Source organism: Asticcacaulis sp. (genome assembly GCF_047605585.1).
Taxonomy (GTDB): Bacteria; Pseudomonadota; Alphaproteobacteria; order Caulobacterales; family Caulobacteraceae; genus Asticcacaulis.
Map to the genome: position 1 here is coordinate 650274 of NZ_JASGFK010000001.1, position 21480 is coordinate 671753.

The 21480-nt window shown below is 59.6% G+C and carries 21 protein-coding genes; 7 read left to right on the forward strand and 14 right to left on the reverse strand.

Going from position 1 to position 21480, the window contains the following annotated elements:
• Positions 1-22 precede the first annotated feature (22 nt).
• The 3 genes from ilvC to QM647_RS03090 form a co-directional block, all read right to left on the reverse strand.
• Positions 23-1030: a ketol-acid reductoisomerase gene (gene ilvC / locus QM647_RS03080; protein WP_414994002.1), complete on the reverse strand. Its 1008-nt coding sequence runs from the start codon at positions 1028-1030 to the stop codon at positions 23-25.
• A 29-nt stretch (positions 1031-1059) separates the two neighbouring features.
• Positions 1060-1656 (reverse strand): dihydroxy-acid dehydratase, encoded by a 597-nt coding sequence (locus tag QM647_RS03085; RefSeq protein WP_414994557.1) that lies wholly within the window; start codon positions 1654-1656, stop codon positions 1060-1062.
• 109 nt (positions 1657-1765) lie between these two features.
• Complete coding sequence (locus QM647_RS03090; RefSeq protein ID WP_414994003.1) at positions 1766-1915, reverse strand: hypothetical protein; 150 nt, start codon at positions 1913-1915, stop codon at positions 1766-1768.
• 323 nt (positions 1916-2238) lie between these two features.
• Between QM647_RS03090 and QM647_RS03095 the strand changes: the two genes are divergently transcribed.
• Positions 2239-3216, forward strand: coding sequence for an alpha/beta hydrolase (locus QM647_RS03095; protein ID WP_414994004.1), 978 nt, complete (start codon positions 2239-2241; stop codon positions 3214-3216).
• Positions 3217-3445: 229 nt separating this feature from the next.
• Complete coding sequence (gene ilvD, locus QM647_RS03100) at positions 3446-5311, forward strand: dihydroxy-acid dehydratase (protein ID WP_414994005.1); 1866 nt, start codon at positions 3446-3448, stop codon at positions 5309-5311.
• A 2-nt stretch (positions 5312-5313) separates the two neighbouring features.
• On the opposite strand, the gene QM647_RS03105 is transcribed toward ilvD, so the two are convergent.
• A complete protein-coding gene (locus tag QM647_RS03105; RefSeq protein WP_414994006.1) occupies positions 5314-5625 on the reverse strand; it encodes a hypothetical protein in 312 nt (103 codons plus the stop codon).
• A gap of 105 nt (positions 5626-5730) precedes the next feature.
• A complete protein-coding gene (locus QM647_RS03110) occupies positions 5731-6192 on the reverse strand; it encodes a hypothetical protein (RefSeq protein WP_414994007.1) in 462 nt (153 codons plus the stop codon).
• Between the two features lie 205 nt (positions 6193-6397).
• Here QM647_RS03110 and QM647_RS03115 point away from each other — a divergent pair, with 205 nt between their 5' ends.
• On the forward strand, positions 6398-7075 hold the full coding sequence (locus QM647_RS03115) for a DUF4197 domain-containing protein (RefSeq protein ID WP_414994008.1): 678 nt from the start codon (positions 6398-6400) through the stop codon (positions 7073-7075).
• A 21-nt stretch (positions 7076-7096) separates the two neighbouring features.
• On the opposite strand, the gene QM647_RS03120 is transcribed toward QM647_RS03115, so the two are convergent.
• The 4 genes from QM647_RS03120 to QM647_RS03135 all read right to left on the reverse strand — a co-directional run bounded on the left by QM647_RS03120 (position 7097) and on the right by QM647_RS03135 (position 13637).
• Positions 7097-8584 (reverse strand): methyl-accepting chemotaxis protein, encoded by a 1488-nt coding sequence (locus QM647_RS03120; RefSeq protein WP_414994009.1) that lies wholly within the window; start codon positions 8582-8584, stop codon positions 7097-7099.
• Positions 8585-8813: 229 nt separating this feature from the next.
• Positions 8814-10730 (reverse strand): putative bifunctional diguanylate cyclase/phosphodiesterase, encoded by a 1917-nt coding sequence (locus QM647_RS03125; RefSeq protein WP_414994010.1) that lies wholly within the window; start codon positions 10728-10730, stop codon positions 8814-8816.
• A gap of 131 nt (positions 10731-10861) precedes the next feature.
• Positions 10862-12340 (reverse strand): methyl-accepting chemotaxis protein, encoded by a 1479-nt coding sequence (locus QM647_RS03130; RefSeq protein ID WP_414994011.1) that lies wholly within the window; start codon positions 12338-12340, stop codon positions 10862-10864.
• Between the two features lie 400 nt (positions 12341-12740).
• Positions 12741-13637: a peptidylprolyl isomerase gene (locus QM647_RS03135; RefSeq protein WP_414994012.1), complete on the reverse strand. Its 897-nt coding sequence runs from the start codon at positions 13635-13637 to the stop codon at positions 12741-12743.
• A 243-nt stretch (positions 13638-13880) separates the two neighbouring features.
• Here QM647_RS03135 and QM647_RS03140 point away from each other — a divergent pair, with 243 nt between their 5' ends.
• Both QM647_RS03140 and QM647_RS03145 read left to right on the forward strand, forming a co-directional pair.
• Positions 13881-14309, forward strand: a complete 429-nt coding sequence (locus QM647_RS03140; RefSeq protein WP_414994013.1) for a VanZ family protein — start codon at positions 13881-13883, stop codon at positions 14307-14309.
• Positions 14310-14397: 88 nt separating this feature from the next.
• Positions 14398-14715, forward strand: a complete 318-nt coding sequence (locus QM647_RS03145) for a hypothetical protein (protein ID WP_414994014.1) — start codon at positions 14398-14400, stop codon at positions 14713-14715.
• Positions 14716-14755: 40 nt separating this feature from the next.
• Here QM647_RS03145 and QM647_RS03150 read toward each other — a convergent pair whose 3' ends face one another.
• Positions 14756-15061, reverse strand: coding sequence for a hypothetical protein (locus QM647_RS03150; RefSeq protein WP_414994015.1), 306 nt, complete (start codon positions 15059-15061; stop codon positions 14756-14758).
• Between the two features lie 80 nt (positions 15062-15141).
• Positions 15142-15441: an antibiotic biosynthesis monooxygenase family protein gene (locus QM647_RS03155; RefSeq protein WP_414994016.1), complete on the reverse strand. Its 300-nt coding sequence runs from the start codon at positions 15439-15441 to the stop codon at positions 15142-15144.
• Positions 15442-15597: 156 nt separating this feature from the next.
• On the opposite strand from QM647_RS03155, the gene QM647_RS03160 reads away from it, so the two are divergent.
• Both QM647_RS03160 and QM647_RS03165 read left to right on the forward strand, forming a co-directional pair.
• The gene (locus tag QM647_RS03160; protein ID WP_414994017.1) at positions 15598-16005 is read left to right on the forward strand and encodes a hypothetical protein; all 408 of its coding nucleotides are present in this window, start codon (positions 15598-15600) and stop codon (positions 16003-16005) included.
• Positions 16006-16319: 314 nt separating this feature from the next.
• Positions 16320-16547: a hypothetical protein gene (locus tag QM647_RS03165; protein ID WP_414994018.1), complete on the forward strand. Its 228-nt coding sequence runs from the start codon at positions 16320-16322 to the stop codon at positions 16545-16547.
• 5 nt (positions 16548-16552) lie between these two features.
• Here the strand turns inward: QM647_RS03165 and QM647_RS03170 are convergent, their stop codons facing one another.
• The 3 genes from QM647_RS03170 to QM647_RS03180 all read right to left on the reverse strand — a co-directional run bounded on the left by QM647_RS03170 (position 16553) and on the right by QM647_RS03180 (position 21422).
• Complete coding sequence (locus tag QM647_RS03170) at positions 16553-17083, reverse strand: isochorismatase family cysteine hydrolase (RefSeq protein ID WP_414994019.1); 531 nt, start codon at positions 17081-17083, stop codon at positions 16553-16555.
• A gap of 73 nt (positions 17084-17156) precedes the next feature.
• Positions 17157-19328, reverse strand: a complete 2172-nt coding sequence (locus QM647_RS03175) for an exonuclease domain-containing protein (protein WP_414994020.1) — start codon at positions 19326-19328, stop codon at positions 17157-17159.
• 39 nt (positions 19329-19367) lie between these two features.
• Entirely contained in the window at positions 19368-21422 is a 2055-nt protein-coding gene (locus QM647_RS03180) for a TonB-dependent receptor plug domain-containing protein (protein WP_414994021.1), read from the reverse strand.
• Between the last annotated feature and the right edge of the window lie 58 nt (positions 21423-21480).

Genomic DNA, 21480 nt, shown 5'->3' on the forward strand with positions numbered 1-21480 from the left:
CCAGGCAGGTAGTTGTCAGCGCTTACGCGTCGACATTGGCCTTGTTTTGCAGCCAGCTCATGCGGCCGCGCAGATCCTTGCCGACCTTTTCGATCGGGTGGTTCAGGTCGGTGTTCATCAGCGAGTTGTAACGCGGACGGCCGGCCTGGTTTTCCAGAATCCATTCACGGGCGAAGGTGGCGTCCTGAATGTCCTTCAGAACTTCACGCATGCGCTCGCGGGTTTCGCTGTTGATGATGCGCGGGCCGGAGACCAGGTCGCCGTACTTGCAGGTTTCCGAAACGAAGGAGTGCATCTTGGCGAAGCCGCCTTCATACAGCAGGTCGACGATCAGCTTCAGCTCGTGCAGCACTTCGAAATAAGCGATTTCCGGACGGTAGCCGGCCTCAACCAGGGTCTCGAAGCCCATCAGGACCAGCTCGGTGGTGCCGCCGCACAGAACGGCCTGTTCGCCGAACAGGTCGGTTTCGGTTTCTTCGCGGAAGGTCGTCTCGATGACGCCGCCGACGGTGCCGCCGATGCCGCGGGCATAACCCAGAGCCTTGCGGGCGGCATTGCCGGTCACGTCGCGGTCAACGGCGAACAGCGACGGCACGCCGCGGCCCCGCTGATATTCGCGACGAACGAGATCGCCCGGGCCCTTCGGGGCGACGAGGATGACGTCAAGGTCCGGACGGGCGACGACGCGGCCGTAGAGGACCGAGAAGCCGTGGGCGAACAGCAGGGCGGCGCCTTGCGGCGCATGCTTTTCGATGATGTTCGAATAGATCTCGGCGTGGCTCATGTCCGGCGTCAGGATGGCGATGATGGTCGCGTCCTTGACGGCGTCGGCGATCTCGGCGGTTTGCAGACCGTCATGGGTGGCCTTTTCGTAGCCGGAACCGCCCTTGCGGACACCGACGATGACGTCAGCGCCGGAATCGCGGAGGTTCTGGGCATGGGCGCGGCCCTGGCTGCCGTAACCGATGATGGCGATGCGCTCACCCTTCAGGCTGTCAGGCGAAACGTCGTCATTCGTATAGATCTTCACAGTAGTCTCCAAGGTATGGGTATTGAGGTTTAAAAGGAACCATCGCGGGTGACCGAAGTCACCATGCGGGCATATTTTTCCAGGGCGCCGGCGCCGAAGGTCTTTTGACCGGGCTTTTGCATCCTGGCGGCACGACGCATATCGATATCGGCGAGGATATCGATGCGGCGCGCCGCAATGTCGATGTGGATGATGTCGTCGTCATTGACATAGGCGATGGGGCCGCGCGCCGAGGCGGACGGCGCGACCTGGCCGATGATCGCACCCGAGCCGGCGCCGATATGACCGTCCGTGATGATGGTGACGCGCTCGATGCCCGCGCCTTCCAGAGCGGCATCGATATCGCCGAGATCGTCAGCGCGGTAGGCCATGTCACCTTCGTGGCGGATGATAACGATATCGCAATCGCGGATACGGCCGGCATGGACCGCCGCCAGGGCATCGCCGGCGGATTCGAAGACGCGGGCGCGGCCATCGTAAGCTTCGCTCGTGAACCCCTCAAGACGGATAACGCAGCCGGCAGGCGCCAACGAACCATGGAGAATGGCGAAGTCCTGCGAAGCGCGTACTACAGCGGCCGAACCCTTGAACGGGGTGGCTGTCTGCGTATTGATCTGGCTCTGCATGGTCACGATAAAATCTCTTCCGGTTCAGATAGTGAGATGTGCGAAAAAATCCCGCTCGGTTGGGGAGCGGGAGGATGTATCCTCTTTAGTGCGGGTGTTTAAACCTGCGCTACCACTCCGAAAGCATGGGGCGTACTACGCCCCCAATAAGCAGCGATACGAGGTCGAATACAATGACGGCCATGACGAACGAGGTCGCCAGAGCGCGAAGCTCTTGCGTCTTGTTCTTTGCAATGGCGATGGCCGAAGCCTTGGTCATAACTCAACTCCGCGCTACCCCGGATGGGTGCGTTATCCACATATAGCCAGAACTCTTTTCAAATTGCAAAGGAAAATTTGGAAAAATTTTTCGGCAATTCAAGTTATTACGGCGATGCAGCAAAACTATTTTTCTTAATTTGGCAAATTTCGGGTAAATATTTTCACAAATAATCGCCAAATCCCGAAAAACCGCAGTTCTGCGCGACAAAAAACGCAACAATCTCCCTCTGATGCACGCCGCGCCATTCCCCAGCGTCACCTGCCATATTGCCAATGGCCTGCCACGGCCTATCATACGCGCATAATAAAGGGGGAAATACCATGAAGATATTCGCGACCGCTGCGCTTACCCTGTGCCTCGCCCTGCCCGCCTGGGCGGAAGAACCGCGCACGCCTGGCGACTATCCTTTAAGCGCCGATTCTCAAATACAGACCGTGGCGCATGGTAAGCTGGTCGGGCCGCTGGAATTTCATTCGCAGATCTTCGCCAGCACGGTGCGGCGCTACTGGATCTATGTGCCGGCGGGTTATAATGCCGCCACACCACCGAATTTGCTTGTGTTCCAGGATGGCCAGCGCGCGCTCAATCCGGGCGGGCCATTGCGCATCAATACCGTGCTGGACAACTTGATCGCCAGGGGCGATATCCCGCCGACGCTGGGCGTCTTTGTCACGCCCGGCAATGTGAGCGAGCACTATCCCGATAATCTCGGCATGAACAATCCCGATCATCGCGCCGAGGAGTATGATGCGGTCAGCGATGACTACGGGAGGATGGTGATCGAGGAGCTGCTGCCGGAGGTGGCGAAGAGCTATGCGTTTACGAACGATCCGAAGAAGCGCGTGATCGGCGGTACGTCCTCAGGAGCGATTGCCGCCTTTACCGTCAGCTGGAACCATCCGGAGGCCTTTGGCAATGTCATCAGCATGATCGGCAGCTACACCTCGATCGGCATGCACCCGGCGACGGCGACCACGCCCTTTGTGCCCGGCGGTGACACCTATCCCGGCCTGATCCGCAAGTCGAAGATCCGGCCCTTGCGCATTTTCATGCAGGATGGTTCGAACGATCTCGATAACGAGCATGGCAACTGGTTCCTGGCCAACCAGCAGATGGTGAAATCGCTGGAATGGGCCAATGCCAATGCCGACACCTGGCACCTCGGCCCGGCGCGCTATGACCTGAAATACGTCTGGGGCGATGGCGGCCATTCCGACCAGCAAGGCGGCGCGTTACTGCCGGATATCCTGCGCTGGATCTGGCGGGATCAAGAAAGACACCCCACCACCACGCCCTAAGAAGGGCGCGCCCCCCTCCCCAGCAAGCTGGGGAGGTGCAGATTTCTTATACCTCCCCGACTTGTTCGGAGAGGGGGACCGCACAAACGCGAAGCGTGAGATGTGGTGGTGGGGTGTCTTACTTTCCTGCCCCAGATACAAAATCATTGCCTAAAATCGCATCAGGACTATATAGAGCCCATCCCGCAAAGCCTTGTTTCTCCTATATTTGCTTACACAGGTAACTATTATGCCCGCTTTACGTTCCCGCACCACCACCTTCGGCCGCAACATGGCGGGCGCGCGGGCGCTCTGGCGGGCCACCGGCATGAAGAACGAGGACTTCTCCAAGCCGATCATCGCGGTCGTCAATTCCTTCACCCAGTTCGTGCCCGGTCACGTCCACCTGAAGGATCTGGGCCAACTGGTGGCGCGCGAGATCGAGAAGGCCGGCGGCGTCGCCAAGGAATTCAACACCATCGCGGTCGATGACGGCATCGCCATGGGCCACGGCGGCATGCTCTATTCGCTGCCCTCGCGCGACATCATCGCCGACAGCGTGGAATACATGGTCAACGCCCACTGCGCCGACGCCATGGTCTGTATCTCGAACTGCGACAAGATCACGCCGGGCATGCTGAATGCCGCCCTGCGCATCAATATCCCCGTCATCTTCGTCTCCGGCGGCCCGATGGAAGCCGGCAAGGTGGTCTGGCCGGATGAGACCGGCAAGGCCAAGACCCACGCGCTCGACCTGGTCGACGCCATGATGCAGGCCGGCGACGACCGCATTTCCGATGCACAGGTCCAGGCCGTCGAAGAAGCCGCCTGCCCGACCTGCGGCTCGTGCTCGGGCATGTTCACCGCCAATTCGATGAACTGCCTGACCGAAGCGCTCGGCCTCTCCCTGCCCGGCAACGGCACGACCCTGGCCACCCACTCTGACCGCGAGCGCCTGTTCTGCGAAGCCGGCCGCACCATCGTCGATCTGTGCGACCGCTGGTACGGTCAGGACGACGCCTCGGTTCTGCCGCGCTCCATCGCCACCAAGGAAGCCTTCGAGAACGCCATGACGCTCGACGTCGCCATGGGCGGCTCGACCAATACGGTGCTGCACATCCTCGCCGCCGCTCAGGAAGCCGGCGTCGATTTCACCATGCAGGACATCGACCGGATTTCGCGCAAGACGCCGTGCATCTGCAAGGTGGCGCCGGCCTCTTCGGAGGTGCATATCGAGGATGTTCACCGCGCCGGCGGCATTGTCGGCATCCTCGGTGAACTGCACCGCGGCGGCCTGATCCATGGCGAACAGCCGACCGTCCACAGCCCGTCCATGGCCGCGGCCCTGGCCCACTGGGATATCAAATCCTCCAACGATTCTTCGGTGGCCGAATTCTTCAAGGCGGCGCCGGGCGGCGTGCGCACGACGCAGGCCTTCTCGCAATCGAAGCGCTGGGACGAGCTGGACAGCAATCGCCAGACCGGCGTGATCCGCTCGGTCGAGAACGCCTTTACCAAGGATGGCGGACTGGCTGTGCTTTACGGCAATATCGCCGAAAAGGGCTGCATCGTGAAAACCGCCGGGGTCGATGAATCGATCTGGAAGTTCACCGGCAAGGCGCGCGTGTTCGAAAGCCAGGACTCGGCGACGACCGCCATCCTCGGCAACCAGATCGTCGAGGGCGACGTGGTGGTCATCCGTTACGAAGGCCCCAAGGGCGGTCCGGGTATGCAGGAAATGCTGTACCCGACCACCTATCTGAAGTCGAAGGGCCTGGGCAAGGCCTGCGCCCTGCTGACCGATGGCCGCTTCTCCGGCGGCACCTCGGGCCTCTCTATCGGCCACGCCTCGCCGGAAGCGGCAGCCGGCGGCCTGATCGCCCTGGTGGAGGACGGCGACCTGATCGAGATTGATATCCCCAACCGCACCATCCATCTCGCCATCTCTGACCGCGAGATCGCCGAACGCCGCGCCGCCGAGGACCATCGTGGCACCGAGGCCTACACGCCGAAGAACCGCGAGCGCTATGTCTCCAAGGCGCTGCAAGCCTATGCCGCCCTGGTCACCTCCGCCGATACCGGCGCGGTGCGCGATCTGGGTCAGCTGAAGAAATAGGCCTACGGGCGATCCGGGCGCACGGAAACAGTGGTGCGCCCGAAGGCCGAAACCGGATAGGTCACGGACTCCGACCACGGCAGGACCGATGGTGAGTCTATGCCTTGCCCAATCCCTTGCCCAATCCCTTGATTGTCGTCAGGATCAGGGCGTGCGGTCAGGTCGACAGCGGCCGTATCCAGTATGCGCGCCGTTTCCACCCGGCGCGGCGTGACCCAGCGGCGCACCTGCTTCGCCAGCAAGTGGCCCAGCGGCAGGCCGATGACAAAGGCCACGAAAAGCAGGGCGAATCCTTGCAGAAACAAGCTAACCATGCGGCCTCCGCCGTCTCGGTCGCAGCCAGTGCTCCATGAAGCCGCAGATGACGCCCAACAGAAGCGCTGCCACCATGGGGCCGGCCATTTCGGTGACAAGGTAGATCATGGCGCCTCCGCGAAGGCGAGACCGCCAGGGGGCGCCGGGTCGCTTTCATAGGGAGCGGCCTCATAGACCGGCTCATGGCTGCGGCGCATTTCCATCTGCCGGGCCAGGCTGTCGACCGACCCTTCATCGACCGAAATATGCGTCACCGGCCCCCAGAGTCCGGCGTCTCCGGCCGGGCGCTTCATGCCACCGGTCAGCCGTTCGGCGATCTGTTGCGCCTCAGCCATGCGCGGCGCGAGCAGGGAGGCGTTATCGGTGTCGATGGTATCGATGGCATTGCGGGCATATCGCAGGGTCAGGGTCTGGCCGTCAAAATGACCTTCTATGCCAGCAAGGCCGCGATCGGTCAGGGCCAGGGACAGTTCCGACTGCAGACGATCTTCGATATGACGATCGGCGCGCGGCAGGGTCAGGGCGGCCAGAAACAGCAACCCGACGACGCCTGCAATATGGATCACGCCTTTCTGCATGACCGCACAATCCCCCAAAACTGGCCCTCAGGCGTTAATGGTTAATGTTTAATAACGAAAATCACAACAATTTCAGACGGAAAGCGCAATGAAAGGCCAAAACTGTTACACTTTTGCCGCGCTGCGAAGCAAATAAGTAACGCGACAGGGGAAAAATATGCTGTACTCTGCTCCCGCCAGAGGAGGGGATCAAATGGACAGACGGTTTTTACTGACGGGCGTGGTGAGCCTGGGCGCACTGGGCTTTTCACCGGCCGCACTGGCGAAACTGTCCGACCAGCAGGCTCAGGCCGGCCTGCGCGAAGCCCTGAAACAGAGCGCGGAAGCCTCGGTGACGCACCTCTCCCAGACCAACGCCTACTGGGGCGATCCGCAAATCCGCATTCCCCTGCCGCCTTCCCTGGCCAAAACGCAAAAGCTGCTCAAGCCGCTGGGCCAGTCCGGACTGCTCGATGACCTGCACCTGCGCATGAACCGGGCAGCGGAAAACGCCGCCCCCATGGCAAGAGGCCTGTTCATCAATGCCATCCAGACCCTGACCATTACCGACGCGGTCGGCATCATCCGGGGCGGTAATACCGCCGGCACACTCTATCTGCAAAAGAAGACCACCCCTGCCCTAACCTCCGCCTTTACCCCGCCGATGGAAAGCGCCATGCAGGCCAGCGGCGCCGTCGATTATTTCGACCGGGCGGTCAAGCGCAGCAATCTCAAAAACTATTTCCAGACCGACGCCAAGACCTATCTCGGCCAGTGGGCCACCGGCCTGGCCTTGCAAGGGCTGTTCATCTTCGTCGGACGCGAGGAAACCGCCATCCGCCGTGATCCGGCGAAGCGGACGGCACAGATACTGAAAACGGTCTTCGGCTGACTTTTAGACTCGCGGGGCTGGTCAGGCCACCAGAACCTCGACGTCGCCCTTCACCTTTTCGGAGGCTTCGGTCACGCTGGCGAAGGTGTGATTGATGCGGCCCAGGCTGTCATTGATCTGGCCTATGGCCGAGACGGCCGTCTGCATGTTGCCGCTGATCTCATTGGTCACGGCATCCTGCTGCTCCATGGCGCTGGCCACGGAAGCGACGTTTTCTAGGACAGTATCCATGGAACCCGAGATCAGGTCGAGCGCCTCGACCACCTCTCCGGTCACCGACTGGATATTGGTGATTTCCGCCGCGATAGTCTTGGTTGAATTGGCCGCCTGGTTGGCCAGATTCTTCACTTCCGAGGCGACGACGGCAAAACCCTTGCCCGCCTCGCCGGCGCGGGCGGATTCGATGGTGGCGTTCAGCGCCAGCAGGTTGATCTGCCCGGCGATATCCTGGATCAGGGTAACGATATTGGTCATGGCCGCCGCCGATTTGTTCAGACCGGTGGCGGAGACCGTGGCGCCCTCGGCGTGCTTGAACACGTTCTCGACATTGACGCGGGCGCTGCCCATGTTCTGCGCAATCTCGCGCACGCTCTGGCTCAGCTCTTCAGAGGCGGCGGCGACCGAATTGATGATCGCCCCCGTATCCGAAGACGCGGAAGTGGCGCTGGAGGTCATCTGCGTCGCTTCGACCATGCGCTGCATGACATCGCCCAGGTCGGTATTGATCGTCTGGCTCAGGTTTTCATTACGTATGCGGCGGCGCACGGCCTCGGTGGTATCGGTCGCGAACTTGACCACCTTCACCACAGCGCCGGTATCGTCGAAGATCGGATTGTAATTGGCCTGGATGTAGACTTCGCGCCCGCCCTTGCCGAGGCGCTTGTACTCCGCCACCTGAAATTTGCCCGCGCGCAGATCGTCCCAGAAGCGGCGGTAGGCGTCGGAGGCCGCATAGGCCGGTTCGCAGAACTGGCTGTGCGGTCTGCCGACGATTTCATCGAGACGATAACCGAGTACATCGAGGAAATTCTGGTTAGCAGTGATCACCTTGCCTTCCGGCGTGAATTCGATCACGGCCTGGGCGCGTGAAATGGCCTCGATCTTGCCCTTCTGGTCGACTTCGCTCATCTTGGCTTCGGTAATATCGGAGGCGAACTTGACGACCTTGGTCACCTTTCCGGAACCATCGCGGATGGGGTTATAGGTGGCCTGCAGCCAGACAATCCGACCGCCTTTGCCGAAGCGCTTGAAGACATTGGACTTGAATTCCCCATTGGCCAGGCTCTGCCAGAACTGGCGATAGGCATCACTGGAAACATAGGCCGGATCGCAGAAGAGGCTGTGATGCTTCCCGGCGATTTCGGACAGGCTGTAACCAACGGCATTGAGGAAATTACTGTTGGCTGTCAGAATTTCGCCCCTGGGAGTAAACTCGATCACCGCCTGTGAGGCGTTGAGCGCCGCTATTATGCCTCTTGTATCGCCGGATACCTGCTTGCCGAATAACATAGGATAAGCCTCAAAAGAGATCCTGAGATCCCTGCCACGTTGTTGTTCTTGTGTTTACATAACGCAGTTAGGCCTGAATCGAGGTTAACAGTGAATTACGATGAGAATGGCTCGCGTTATTTTGGATAAATATATTTTCCGAATTCAATTTAAAAGAGAGGATTGCCAATTTTCGCAACTTAGAATGGGGCCAATATATCGCATATATATACGTATATACGACCCAATATCAGGCCGTTTTTTCTTCCCGTTCTGATATATACGGCAGCACATCCGCTTCGGCCATAGGACGGGCAAAGTAATACCCCTGTACGGTTCTGCAGCCGATCTCGCGCAGGATCGTCAGTTGCGCCTCGGTTTCCACGCCTTCGACAATGCACTCCAGTCCCATATCGGCGCACAAAGCCGTCAGAGACTTGACGATCTTCAGGCTGACCGGATTGGTTTCGATATCGGTCACGAAACTGCGGTCGACCTTGATCTTGTCGAGTGGCAGACGGTGGACGTGGCTGAGGCTTGAGAAACCGGTCCCGAAATCATCCAGTGAGATGCGCACGCCCAGGGCCTTGAAGGTCTGAACGGCCATCTGCGCCTTCTGGAAGTCCTGCGCCACCGAGGTTTCGGTGATCTCGAAGATGATCCGCCTGGGATCGACGCGGCTGCGATTGATCTGGGCGATGATCTGCACCACGTTTTCGGAATCCGAAAGATCCTGGGCCGACAGGTTGAAGGATATCCGGACCTCGGCCGGCCATTGCGCGGCGGCTTCCAGGGCCTTTTTCAGCAAGGCGCGCGTGACGCCGCGGATCAGGCCGGCACGTTCTGCCACGGGGATGAAGCGATCGGGGCTGACCATGCCCAGGCTCGGGCTTTCCCAGCGCGCCAGGGCCTCGAAAGCCGTCGCCCGCCCGCTGCTCATATCGACGATCGGCTGGAAGACCATGGAGAGTTCAGCGTCAAGATCGGCATTCTGCAGGGCCTGCTCGATGACGCTATGGCTGCGGATCTGCGCTTCGTGTTCGCTGGAGAAGATGACCATCTGGCCACGCTGGTGGCGCTTGGCGTGATAGAGGGCATAGTCGGCGCGTTCGAACAGAGCTTCCGGATCGGTGGCCGATTGCGGATAGCCGGCCACGCCGATGGATGAACCCAGCAGGGCCTGCGAGCCGCCCACGATATAGGGCATACGGATGGTGTCGCTGATCGCCGTGCCCAGCCAGCGCAGTTCGTCGCGTGTCGGGTTGCCGGGAACGATGAAACCGAATTCGTCACCCCCCAATCGCGCCAGGATGATATCCTCACCGCACGCCGCCTTGAAACGCTGGGCGGCTTCGGTAAGCACGCGATCGCCGGTGGAATGGCCATAGGTATCATTGACCGGTTTGAAGCCGTCCAGGTCGACAATGCCGACGGCAAAGGCGCCACCATGCGTCTTGGCGCGCGTATACTGACGGCTCAGTTCGGCAAAGAACCAGCGGCGGTTAGCCAAGCCGGTCAGACTGTCGAGATTGGCGATACGAAAGTTTTCATCGCTCAGGTGACGCGTTTCGCTGCGCGATTCCACCAGCCGCGAGAAATCGCGCGAATAGGTCATCAGGACAATGATCATGGCGATGGAAACAAAGACCAGGTTGAGCGCCATCGCCTTCAGGCTGGTCTGCGGCTGCATCAGGAAAAAGATGATAAAAGGTATATTGACGATCAGCGTGACGATGATCGCGGCTGAGCGCAGGTGCATCAGGCAGAAGATGCAGCCGATGACTGTCAGGGCCATATAGAAGGCGACATGGCCATGAGCATAGGCATCGCCGTAGCCGTAAAGCAACAGCCCCCAGGCCGTGAAGGCAGCGGCAATGACACCGGCCAGCCGGTTGGTCTGACGCAATTGCCTGAGTACCATATCATCGGTCGGCTGCCGGCGCGAACGGTTTAGCCATTTGACGAGGCGCAGGGCGCACATGAGGCAAAGCAGGGTCGGCAGGGCCAGGGTCAGCAGCGCGGGCGCCAGCCGGGCATAGCTGATCGCCACAGCGACCGTATTGGTGGTAAGGAGAAGGTAAAGCAGGGGAATCTGCTTGGCGAAGGCATCATACTGGGCGCGGGAAAGTTCCGCATTTCCGGTCTGTACCCGGAAAATATCTGTCATACGCCTGACAACCGACAAATCGACCACTGACATCCTGCATTGTGCTGCAAGCGCTGTTTCACGCGCCCCACCGCTTGCTGCGGCAAGAACATCATAGCTGGCTTATGTATATAATCGGTTAGTGGCGCAGCCTATGCCGCCAGATTATCCATTTCGGCCTTCACACGCCCGGATTCCTCGGCGACCGTGGCGAAGGTCATGCTGATATTTTCAAGGCTTTCGTTGATTTCACCGACTGCCGTGACCGCTGCCTGCATGTTGGCGGTGATTTCACAGGTCGCGGCCGTCTGCTGTTCGAGCGTACCGGCCACCGAAGTGACATTGCCCAGAACTTCATTCATCGAATTGGAAATCAGACCCAGCGCACCGACCACTTCGCCGGTTACGGCCTGCATGTTTGCGATCTCGGCCGCAATGGTCTGGGTCGAGCGCGCCGCTTGATTGGCCAAGGACTTGACCTCCGAGGCGACAACCGCAAACCCCTTTCCGGCCTCGCCGGCACGGGCGGATTCAATGGTGGCGTTCAGCGCCAGCAGATTGATCTGGCCGGCAATATCCTGAATCAGGGTCACCACATTGGTCATCGAGGTGGCGGACTTGTTGAGCGATTCCGCCGAACTATTGGCCACCTCGGTGTGCTTGAACACGCCTTCGACGCTGCCGCGCGCATGGCCCATGCTGTTGGAAATATCGCGCACGCTTTGCGCCAGTTCCTCGGAGGCCGCGGCCACGCTGTGGATCATGGCGCCGGTTTCGGTCGAGGCGCTGGCAGCAATGCCGGCCTTTTCATGCGCCTCGGAAATACTGTCGACCACCTGCCCCAGTTCACCATTCAGTTCGGCGCCGCGCAGACGGCGGCGCACCATGTCGGTGATATCGGTCGCGAACTTTACCACCTTCACCACCGTGCCGGTATCATCGAAGATCGGATTATAGGTGGCCTGGATAAAGACCTCACGCCCGCCCTTGCCGATGCGGCGATATTCTGCTGCCTGGTATTCGCCGCGCCCCAGCTTCTCCCAGAACTGACGATAGGCCGGCGATTGTGCATATTCCGCATCGCAGAACATGGCATGGTGCTTGCCGGCGATGTCGCTCAGTTCATAACCGACCGTCGACAGGAAATTCGAATTGGCGGTCAGGATTGTGCCGCTGGGGCTAAATTCGATCACTGCCTGAGCGCGGTCAATGGCGTCGATCTTGCCGTTGACATCGATCTCATGGGCCTTGGCGGCGGTAATGTCGCTGGCGAACTTCACGACCTTAACGACCTTGCCGTTCTGGTCACGGATCGGATTATAGGTGGCCTGCAGCCAGATCACGCGGCCGCCCTTGCCGAAACGCTTGAAGACATTGGAGGCGAAGTGCCCCTGCCCCAGATCGCGCCAGAACTGCCGGTAGTCTTCGCTTTCGGCATAGACCGGATCACAGAATATCCGGTGATGCTGACCAACAATCTCGCTCAGGCTGTATCCGACGGTATTCAGAAAATTGCCGTTGGCGGCCAGGATTTCACCCGCAGGCGTAAATTCAATCACAGCTTGAGACGCGTTCAGGGCGTCTATGATCGCCTTGGTATCCGTCTGGTCGGTTTTCCTGAAAAACATCATACGCCTCACACCCCTGATACGGTTACCATTCCGGAATTCAGTGAGGGCAGTTTATTGCGCTTTGCGGTTAACGGAGAGTTTATGCGCCTACCTTTTCTCTCACAGTCAAGTTTTCGCAAATCGTATACAGATAAGTATATGCAGAAATTACTAAAGTTATTGAACGAATATAAAATTTAGCAGGTAGAATATTATCTCATGAATGTGGTTTTAATTTTCGAGAAAAAGGAAAAATCGCAGATAAATTAGTCCTGTACATAAATTTTCGGCTTGGGGTGAGCCCGCTTGAGCCAAAATTTATAACATCGTTACCCAAAACCACACAACAACCACCGGGTGCATACTGCGCAAGGCAGAATATTCTCGTATTGAGGCCTCATGCCTTGCGCGCAAAAGTTGATTATTTTATTCCCCGAACCGGCGCCAGCGCATTGCAGAGATCGACCGCACCGGCCGGTTTAACGAAAAAAGCGCCCGATCGATTGGCCCGCGCCTTCACCCAGGCGGCAAAGGTCGGGCTGTCGCTATCCAGAACCTGGAAGGAGGGGCGCGCCTCCGCCGGCAGGTCCGCAGCCATTTTCACCGAGACAATCTTTATGCGCTGTGTGTCGTCCTTATAGAAGCCCAGTTCTTCTGTGCCGCGCGGACGGTCGGTCAGGAATTCCATGCCATTGATGACGCGACCGACCACAGCCAGGTTACGGTCGAGATGACGAGGCGCATGACCGATCACTGTATAGAGCTGGGTGCCGGACCCCGTATCCGGCGCCACGTCGCGCGCCACGCCGATCATGCCATAACAATGGACCAGCCAGTCAGACTTGCCGTCACTGGCCACCGGCCAGGATTTGACGTGCCCTACCGCCTCAGCATAGGCATCGCGATACGGCAGGGCCTTGAAATCGGCCGGCGGGGCGAATTCATATTCGGCCGGCGGCGTCGGGTTGATCCCCTTCGCCTCGGTCTTGTCTTCATCAGCCCGTCCCCATTGCACCACATAAGCATCCTGTACGCGCAGGATCGAGGCGCCGTCGAAATAGCCGGAGCGCACCAGCTGGCGGATATTAGCGACGTGGGCCGGTGCGAAATCAGGCGCCAGCTGATATTCGACCACACTGCCGTCAGCGAGGGTCATGACGACCAGGTCTTCCGCGGGAATAGTCATCCAGGCGCTCGCCGGGGCGGCATCGAGCACTTCCTGAGGCGAAGGCTGAGTGGCGCTACCCTGCTGGGTAATGGGCGCGGCGCCCATTAGGAACAGGGCGGCGGAACCGGTCAGCAGCAGGCGTGTGAACATGGGTGTCTCCAGTAGATATCCGTCAGACGGCGAACTGACTTCATCGCATCCCGACAGCGTGCGACGGCACGCCACCGCTGATGCGGCGAGCCTGCGCGGCCTCTGAGCGCCTGAATGAGACTACCCGCCGGGCACGATCCTGCAAGTAAAATAAAATCTTAACCATGTCCCTTCACCGCGTTTTCGCACCTGCTCAGTAAGATGGCTCCATAAACCGATGGAGTCCTCCCTTTGCTGCCCCAAATGTCCCGTGCCCATAAGATGACCTGGCTTGTGCGCTCCGCCCTGGCGGTGCTGACCGTGACGATTGCCATCTTGGTTTTCGGCCCCTTTGGCGGTCTGGAGCAGAAGGTCGGTTTTACCGACAAGGAAGCGCATGTTCTGGCCTTTTATGCGCTGACAACCTTAAGCCTTCTGGCCCTGCCGAAAATCCGCAAATGGGATGTAGCCCTGATCTGCCTGGCCATTGGCGGTCTGATCGAGGTCGTGCAGGCCATGGTGGGCCGTGACGGCAATATCCCCGACTGGCTGGCGGATGCGTTTGGCATATCCCTGGTCATGGCGCCCCTGGTCATGCAGTCCATGCGCCGCTCCATGCAGGGCAATCGCCCGGCCCGCCGCCGTACTGATCGCGCCGGCGCCCATGCAGACGCCCTCACCCAGAAGTCCTGACATTTACGCCTCGCTAATAGCGGTCCGTCCAAGCCGGGTGACGAAATTTATTTCGGGTGTATTATGGTAGCGCACAGGAGGCTTCCCCATGGCACAACTGAATGCGTCGGCCCGTCAAGGTTCGGCTGGCGGACATCCCCCCTTCACCCCCTCTCTCTATATGCCCGAAGTGAAAAGCGACGCCCCAGGCATCTGGGACTGGTCACCGCAGCAAGAGGCCATTCTGGAAGCAGCGGCCGAGCGCAATGCGCCGCTGCAGGCCAAACGCCCGCTGGGCGGCTCGGAAGGCATACCGGACACACAACCCGATACGGACGATCTGCTGAACACGGCCCTGGCCGTCATTACCGGCATCGGCCTGGTGGTGATTATTTCCAGCCTGGTGCGCCGGATCACCGAGCGCTGACTTAAGCCCAGCCCTTAGTTCCAGTCCTTAGTTAGAATACTTAGGTCGGGTTTTGGGCCAGGGTCATGGCGACATTATAGAGAAAGTCGCTGTTCTCATGCATGCGCTTGTCGGCCAGGCGGAGGGCCTCGGCGATGCGTTCCGGCGGCGCCGGGTGGCGCTCATCCTTAAGCCAGCGTTCCACCGAGCTTTCCGAAACGCCGGTCGCTTCGGAAATCTGCCGCGCCAGCGATCCGCGCGGATCGGTCCGCCAGGCCAGATCGGCGATGCGGGCGAATTCCAGCGGGGTCAGCAGCGCCTTGCGCGTGGTCCGGGCGGGTGGTTTCGGGGATGTCGGCTCGGTCATGATACTCTGTACAGTGTCGGGAAAACGCATCCTTAAGGACTTTAACGCCCTTTAGGAAGACCGTTTATAACAGAATTTGATCAGAAATAGGTAGCCCGTGTTTCCGCATGCACCACTTTCGGCGGCGACAGGAAGAAGGGACCCGCCAGGGCACGCCATTGCTGGAAGTTGTCGCTCTCGCGGAAGGTGACCATATGGTGATCGACCGTCTCCCACAGGACCCGCAGATTATAGAGCCCAGGCGTCTCTATCACCGCTTCCAGTGCCATACCGTGGCAGCCTTCGGCGCTTTTGAAAAAAGGCGCCGCGCTGGCGACAGCGGCTTCGAAGTCCGCGGCCTTGGCGGGATCAATGGTCAGGGTGGCGATTTCGGTGATCATGAGGATTCCAGCGGCATTATTCAGGTGCAGCGTTTCTATGTCATGGCACGAGGGCGATCTCAAGCCGCCTTATCACAGCCTTACATCCCTCGCCTTTGATCGCCAGCGTCACTTTATTCGGCAGGGCCTAGACTGATCCCAAATCAGGAGGACATCATGGCCGTATCAGACATCAGGACAGAGTCACGCCACAGCCGTGACGGCACCCACCCCGCCGATGTGGCGCGCGGTAATGGCCAGAGCGATCCCTTTCCGCCGGAAGGCACTGACGAAAAGATCCTTTCCGATGTGAAAACCGGCGAAGACGCCATCAGTGAAGCGGATGGACTGAAGGCTACCAAAGCCGCCCTGCAATATGAGGCGGTGCACGACAGCCATCCGGCCTCAACGCTCGATATCCTCAGCACTTTCGTAACAAGCTTCCTGACCGGTTTCTTCCGCCGCACGCCCACGCGCACATGCCTGCGCGCCGACAGGACACTGCGCAATAATCTCGATGAAAGCCAGATCGATTCCATGATCGATGACAGCTTCCCCGCCAGCGATCCGCCCAGCAGCTACTGATGCCTGAACGCAAAACGGCCCCGCTGGGGGCCGTTTTTGTGCAGGATATTGCGCAATAAAAAACCAGAGAGGTGAACGAGTTGACATGTGTCAAGCACTTCGTCTCTCTGGCTTTTTTATTGTCATTGAGCTACCTCTTTGACAAATTTAGTATCTCAAAATCGTCGTAAGGAAAAAAGCAGAAGCCTGCGCCTTTCGATAAAAAAATCATAAAGGGACGCCCTGCGTCATTTCTTACAGCGGCTCTTTTCTTCCACGGCGCATTTTGATGGTGGCGCGGCCTAAGTTCGGATCACAGAATTAAGGTGACCGCCATGGATTATATTGACGCTCCTACCACCTACGCACCTGCCACGGAACCGGTGAAGGATACGCTGAGAATGAAGGCCGAACGCCTGCTCATCAATTACCGCAACCTGCCCAAGACCAGCCTAGCCCTGGCTGGATTGGCCAGTGTGGGTGTGCTGGCCATTATCGGCGGACTGTGGATAGGTAAGAACCGTCTGTTTCCACACCATGAGGCGGCTGAAATCGACGGCTAGACGAATTAGGACCGCGCAATCGAGGCTTCGGGTCCCGTACTGCTGATAATGTGCTGCGGCCCAATGATCTGGCTCATGACCTTGATGGCCGCCTCGTGCGCATCGGGGTTCTTGCCGCTGGCGCACAGATCTTCCAGCACCCACGGGCGGATGTTCAACTCGAACATATCAGCCACGCTCTTCAGCACGCCGGCTTCAGTGGCGATGCCGGCGATAAAAACCTCGCGCACACCCCAGGTTTTCAGTCTCACCAGCAGGGGCTCGGTGACGCAGCTGTAGATCGGCCGGCTGATCATCACGGCTTCCTCACGCGGCTGCAAGGCCAGTTCCGTTTCCGGGCTGCTGGGCGCCATGCCGTTATAGGCCAGCAGCTTGCGGAAGGGCGAAGGATCGGGATTATAGAATTTGGTGAAAATGACGTGGTCGAACTCGTACTGGAGATTTTCCAGCGGCGCGACCACATGCTGCGAATGCGGCGTGACGAATCCCTTCTGGACATCGATCACAATCAGCACCTGCGGCAATTCTTCCGACATCTTCCCTCCATAAGCGGAACCTATACTGCTGCCTTATAAGGATTCGATGTCAGAGTGGTTCAGTATTTTTAGTCTACTGTGATATTTTTACGGATTTTTCGGCGGTTTGTGACGGTTGCGGCAAACGTTTGCGGTTGACCAGGTTAAGCAAGGCCACTGTAGCGCGAGCATCGGCCAGGGCCCGGTGATGCGTCACCAGTTCGATATCGTATTCCCGGCACAGATTCGCCAGACCATAGGAGGCGTGTCCAGGATAATGGCGGCGCATGGCCGAAACGGTACATAATCTGGGATGACGGAAACGACGCTCCAGCCGGCGGAATTCGCTGGCGATGAAGCCGTGATCGAAGGCCGCATTGTGCGCAACAAAAATGGCGCCATCTATGAAGGCAGCAAAATCGTCGGCAATCTCCGCGAAGGTCGGTGCCTCGTGCACCATCTCATTGCTGATGCCAGTTAGCTGCGTGATGAAGTGCGGTATGCGCTTTTCCGGATTGATCAGGGATGACCATTCGCCGATGACTTCACCATGCTGCACCTTGACCGCGCCGATTTCAGTGACACGATCATTAGGCGGGCGGCCGCCAGTGGTCTCGACATCGACCACGACATAAACCTGATCTGGATCAATGCGATAGCTTACACGGCAGATGTCGGCGACAAAACCGATGCTGCGCAGCAAATTCAATCGCGCCAGCTGATGACGGCGCACGCAATCGCCCTCGCCCTTGACCTCGACAAAGCGCACCTCATCGCCACGGATCAGCACCAGATCGGGGAAGCCGTCGCGCAGGGCGTAAAAATCCTCGGTCATTTTTTGCAGCAAATCGGCGGTCGCCTGTGCAGGCGCCGTATCGATAAAGGCCAGGACCAGAGTTTCCAAACCATCGAACCAGTAAAACAGACCATTGGTTTCGCCGCGATGCGCCTCAATTATGCTGCGCAGCAATTCCACGCCCTCGCCGCACCGGACCCTCTCCAGTTTTGCGGCAATCGGGCCGGCAAAACGCGTGTAAAAGGTTTTGTCCTTCAGGCTTTGCGGCCGGTGATCGAATTCGGAGCCGAAACCAGCAGCACCGCCGAACAGTTCGTCCCAGAACAGCAGACCGAACAGCACCGGCCATAGCCCGTTCTCCGTATGCCAGGCCGTCCAGCCCTGCCGGGCATAGGCCTGCATGGCGGCATATTCGGCATCGCCGCGATAGAGCTCATCGACCTCTATCGTCTCGGCCGAGCGCAACAGATTAGTATAGAGCCCGATGCGCTGCTGGCCGAACTTGCGAGCATAGAAGTCGCTGGCGAAGATATATTCCTCGTCATGAGCCGGGCTTTGCAACATGGATTCCAGCCGTGCTTTCGCCTCTTCCGCCGCCCCCAGGCCATAAAGCAGACGCACGGTGCGCTCGTGGCTTTCAAAAGCCTCCGACCGAGCATATATGGCCAGAGCCCGCTCTATATCCTTCTGCTTTTCCAGGGCCTGCCCCACCTTGTGCAGCAAGCTGTCGCGCAGACCAAGCGCCGGTTCGGCCTGCGGCAGGGGCCAGTCATCGACCGTATCGGCCAGTGCAGCGGCGGCTGCGCCATCCTTCAGACTTCGCAGATGAAGCGTGTAGAAATAGCCGGCGCGCGCCTCTTCCAACGACTCGAACCGCGCCTCGTAGGTGTCACGCGCCCGAACCGACACCACGCCCAGATCGCGCAGGGCGAAACTGGTCATGTTATCGCTAAGCTTGCCGAAATAGAGATAGAGCAGAAAGCCCAGCGTCTCCTTGTGTTCCGGCACAAAATGATCGGAGCGCAGGAAACCAGAGGAAAAGCGGGCATAGGGCAAATGCCGGTGCAGGAAATCGACCAGTTTCGGCTTCGACCAGGCGCTTTTCACCTCAAGCTGGTAATCGCGCGCCAGATCGATCAGGTCCGGCTTCGCCCGGTCTTCCAGACAGGCCCGGTAATCGCGTTCATCGATCTCGCGGATAAAGCCATGGGCACGCAACTGATCGAGCCCGCCCCACAGATCGCCGATTTCCTGATAGGCCAGGTCGCGCGGCGAAAACACCGCCTTCTTGCGATTGCTCATGCGGATATAGAGGCACTGCGCCCACTCATCTAGCGCTTCGAACCGCGTGATAAAGGCCTGTTCTTCCGCCCCCAGAAGGCCACCATATACCGAGGTGATAAAGCAGATCATTTCCCTGAAATGATCGCGGTAATAGAGCGGCGGCAGGGTGATAAAGGGGCGGGCCATACATATTGTTCTATATATGTTCCAGACGCCAATCTCAAGCTAGAGCCGGTAATTCACGTGCAATGTGATCATGCGGCCGGTGTCGTAGCTGATGGTGCCGTCATTGCTATGCTGCACCGGGATATCGGCATCGAGCGCATTATCGACCCTGAAGCCCAGGCTGACCTGTGTGGTCAGCGGGTAATCGATGGCCAGGTTGAGCTTGTCATAGGCCTTCAGCGGCAGAGCATTGAGGTCGTCCTCGAAGCTTTGCCCCTCGAACAGCCAGTCGATCCGCCAGCCGACTTTCGCGGCATGGCCCTGGGCACCGACAGAGCCGGCATATTCGGGCGCCTGCGCCGGCCGCTTGCCGTTGACCGTATCATCCGCTTCGGCCACGCGGGCATGGGTGGCAGTCAGGGCGGCATTCAGTTTGAGCGCATCACTGATCCGGTAATGGCCCTGTGCTTCCAGACCGTAGGCACGGATCTGCCCGACATTCTGGCGCTGGCGATAGGTGCCGCCTTCCGGAATATAGCCGGCCACAGGGAAGGTGGCCGGTCCGATGCCGAGCGTCACATTGGTGATCGGGTCATTGACCACATTGGCGAAGACATCCGCATCCAGTTGCAGGCGCCCGGTCGTGCGCCGCCAGCCGATTTCGGCGCCGGTCAGGGTTTCCGGCTTGAGATTGGCATTGGCCTCGGTCACGTCATTGCCGACACGGAACGGCCGGTAGAGTTCATTCAGGCTCGGCGGACGGAAACCGCTGTAAACACTGGAGCGCCACTGCTGCACACCCGCCTGATAGGCCAGGCCCAGACGGCCGGACCCGATCACCTGATGGCGAGAGACCAGGTCGAGGCTGAGCACGGGCTCGCCGGTCGTCAAATCGCGCTCGAAACGGTGCGCGCCAAAGGTCCGCCACTCATCGATGCGCGCAGCGGCGGTCACTGTCCAGCCACCCAGGGTGCGTGTGCCCTGGGTATAGATCCCAGCCAGGCTGTTACCTCCGCCGGATGTGCGGTAGCGCGTGCTTTCGCCCGATACATAGCGATAATATTCCCGCGACTCGCCCTCGCCACGGCGGGCATCCAGGCCGATCTCCCATTCGCTGGCCTCGGTATGATGACGCAGGGCGGCGCTGATCCCGTCACCGCTGGCCGGAGTTTTGACCTGATCATTGGCCAGAGTCGTATCGCTACGGCCGGTCAGAACAGACATGGAGCGGTTGGCGAGGTTCGAGTCCTTGTGCCAGACCTGCAGGCTGTATCCCAGGGCCTCATCCATCGGCTGACGGGTCCAGGCCAGGCTTATCTGGTCACCCTGACTGCGCGCCGTGGCGCCTTTCAGCCCGGTGGCGCGTACGCTGTCATAACCGCCGGCCAGCAGGGAGACTTGCCCACCGCCCACAGTCCATTGGCCATTGATCAGCAGGCTGCGATCGCGCCCGGAGGTCGCCACATCGGCCGCGCCACGCTGATCGCCATGCACTGGCACATCACCTTCCAGGGTCTGATCGGTCAGGTGAACGGCGATGTGGTCCCCCATGGGGAAGCCAGCCTGAAGCCCGCCGCCGCCATGATCATCGATACTGGCGTCGACATAGGGATGCAGGGCCGCCGGCGGGATGAGCGACAGATCGACCACGCCGGTCAAGGCCCCACCGCCATAGGCGCCACCGCCAGCCCCACGCACCACATGGGTGCTGGACAGGCCTTCGATGGGAATACCGGCCCAGATCACCCATCCGCCGAAGGGGTCGTTCTGCGGAATGCCGTCCAACGTCACCAGGGCGCGTCCGGCGCCGGAGGGGGCGATGGCGCGCAGAGACAGGCCCTGCACGGTCGGATTGGCGGTCAGGCTGGAAGAGCGGCGGAACAGCGAGGCCTGCGCCGCCTGTTTCAATATCTGGTCCGGGGCAATGGCCCTGCCGATCTCATCGGCGCTCAGGTCGACGCGACTAAAGACGGCATCGCCGCTGTAGGCGGAAAAGCGCCGGCCATGGACGATAATTTCCTCTGAACCTTCGGCCGGCTTTTCGGCGGTTGTCTCCGCATGGGCGGATACCGCCGCAAGGGCCAACACACCGACCCCAATATATCGAATTGCCACCTGTCTCTCCGCAATGCTGCGGCCCTTATGGCGTCAGCAAAATAAAAAATCCAGCCGG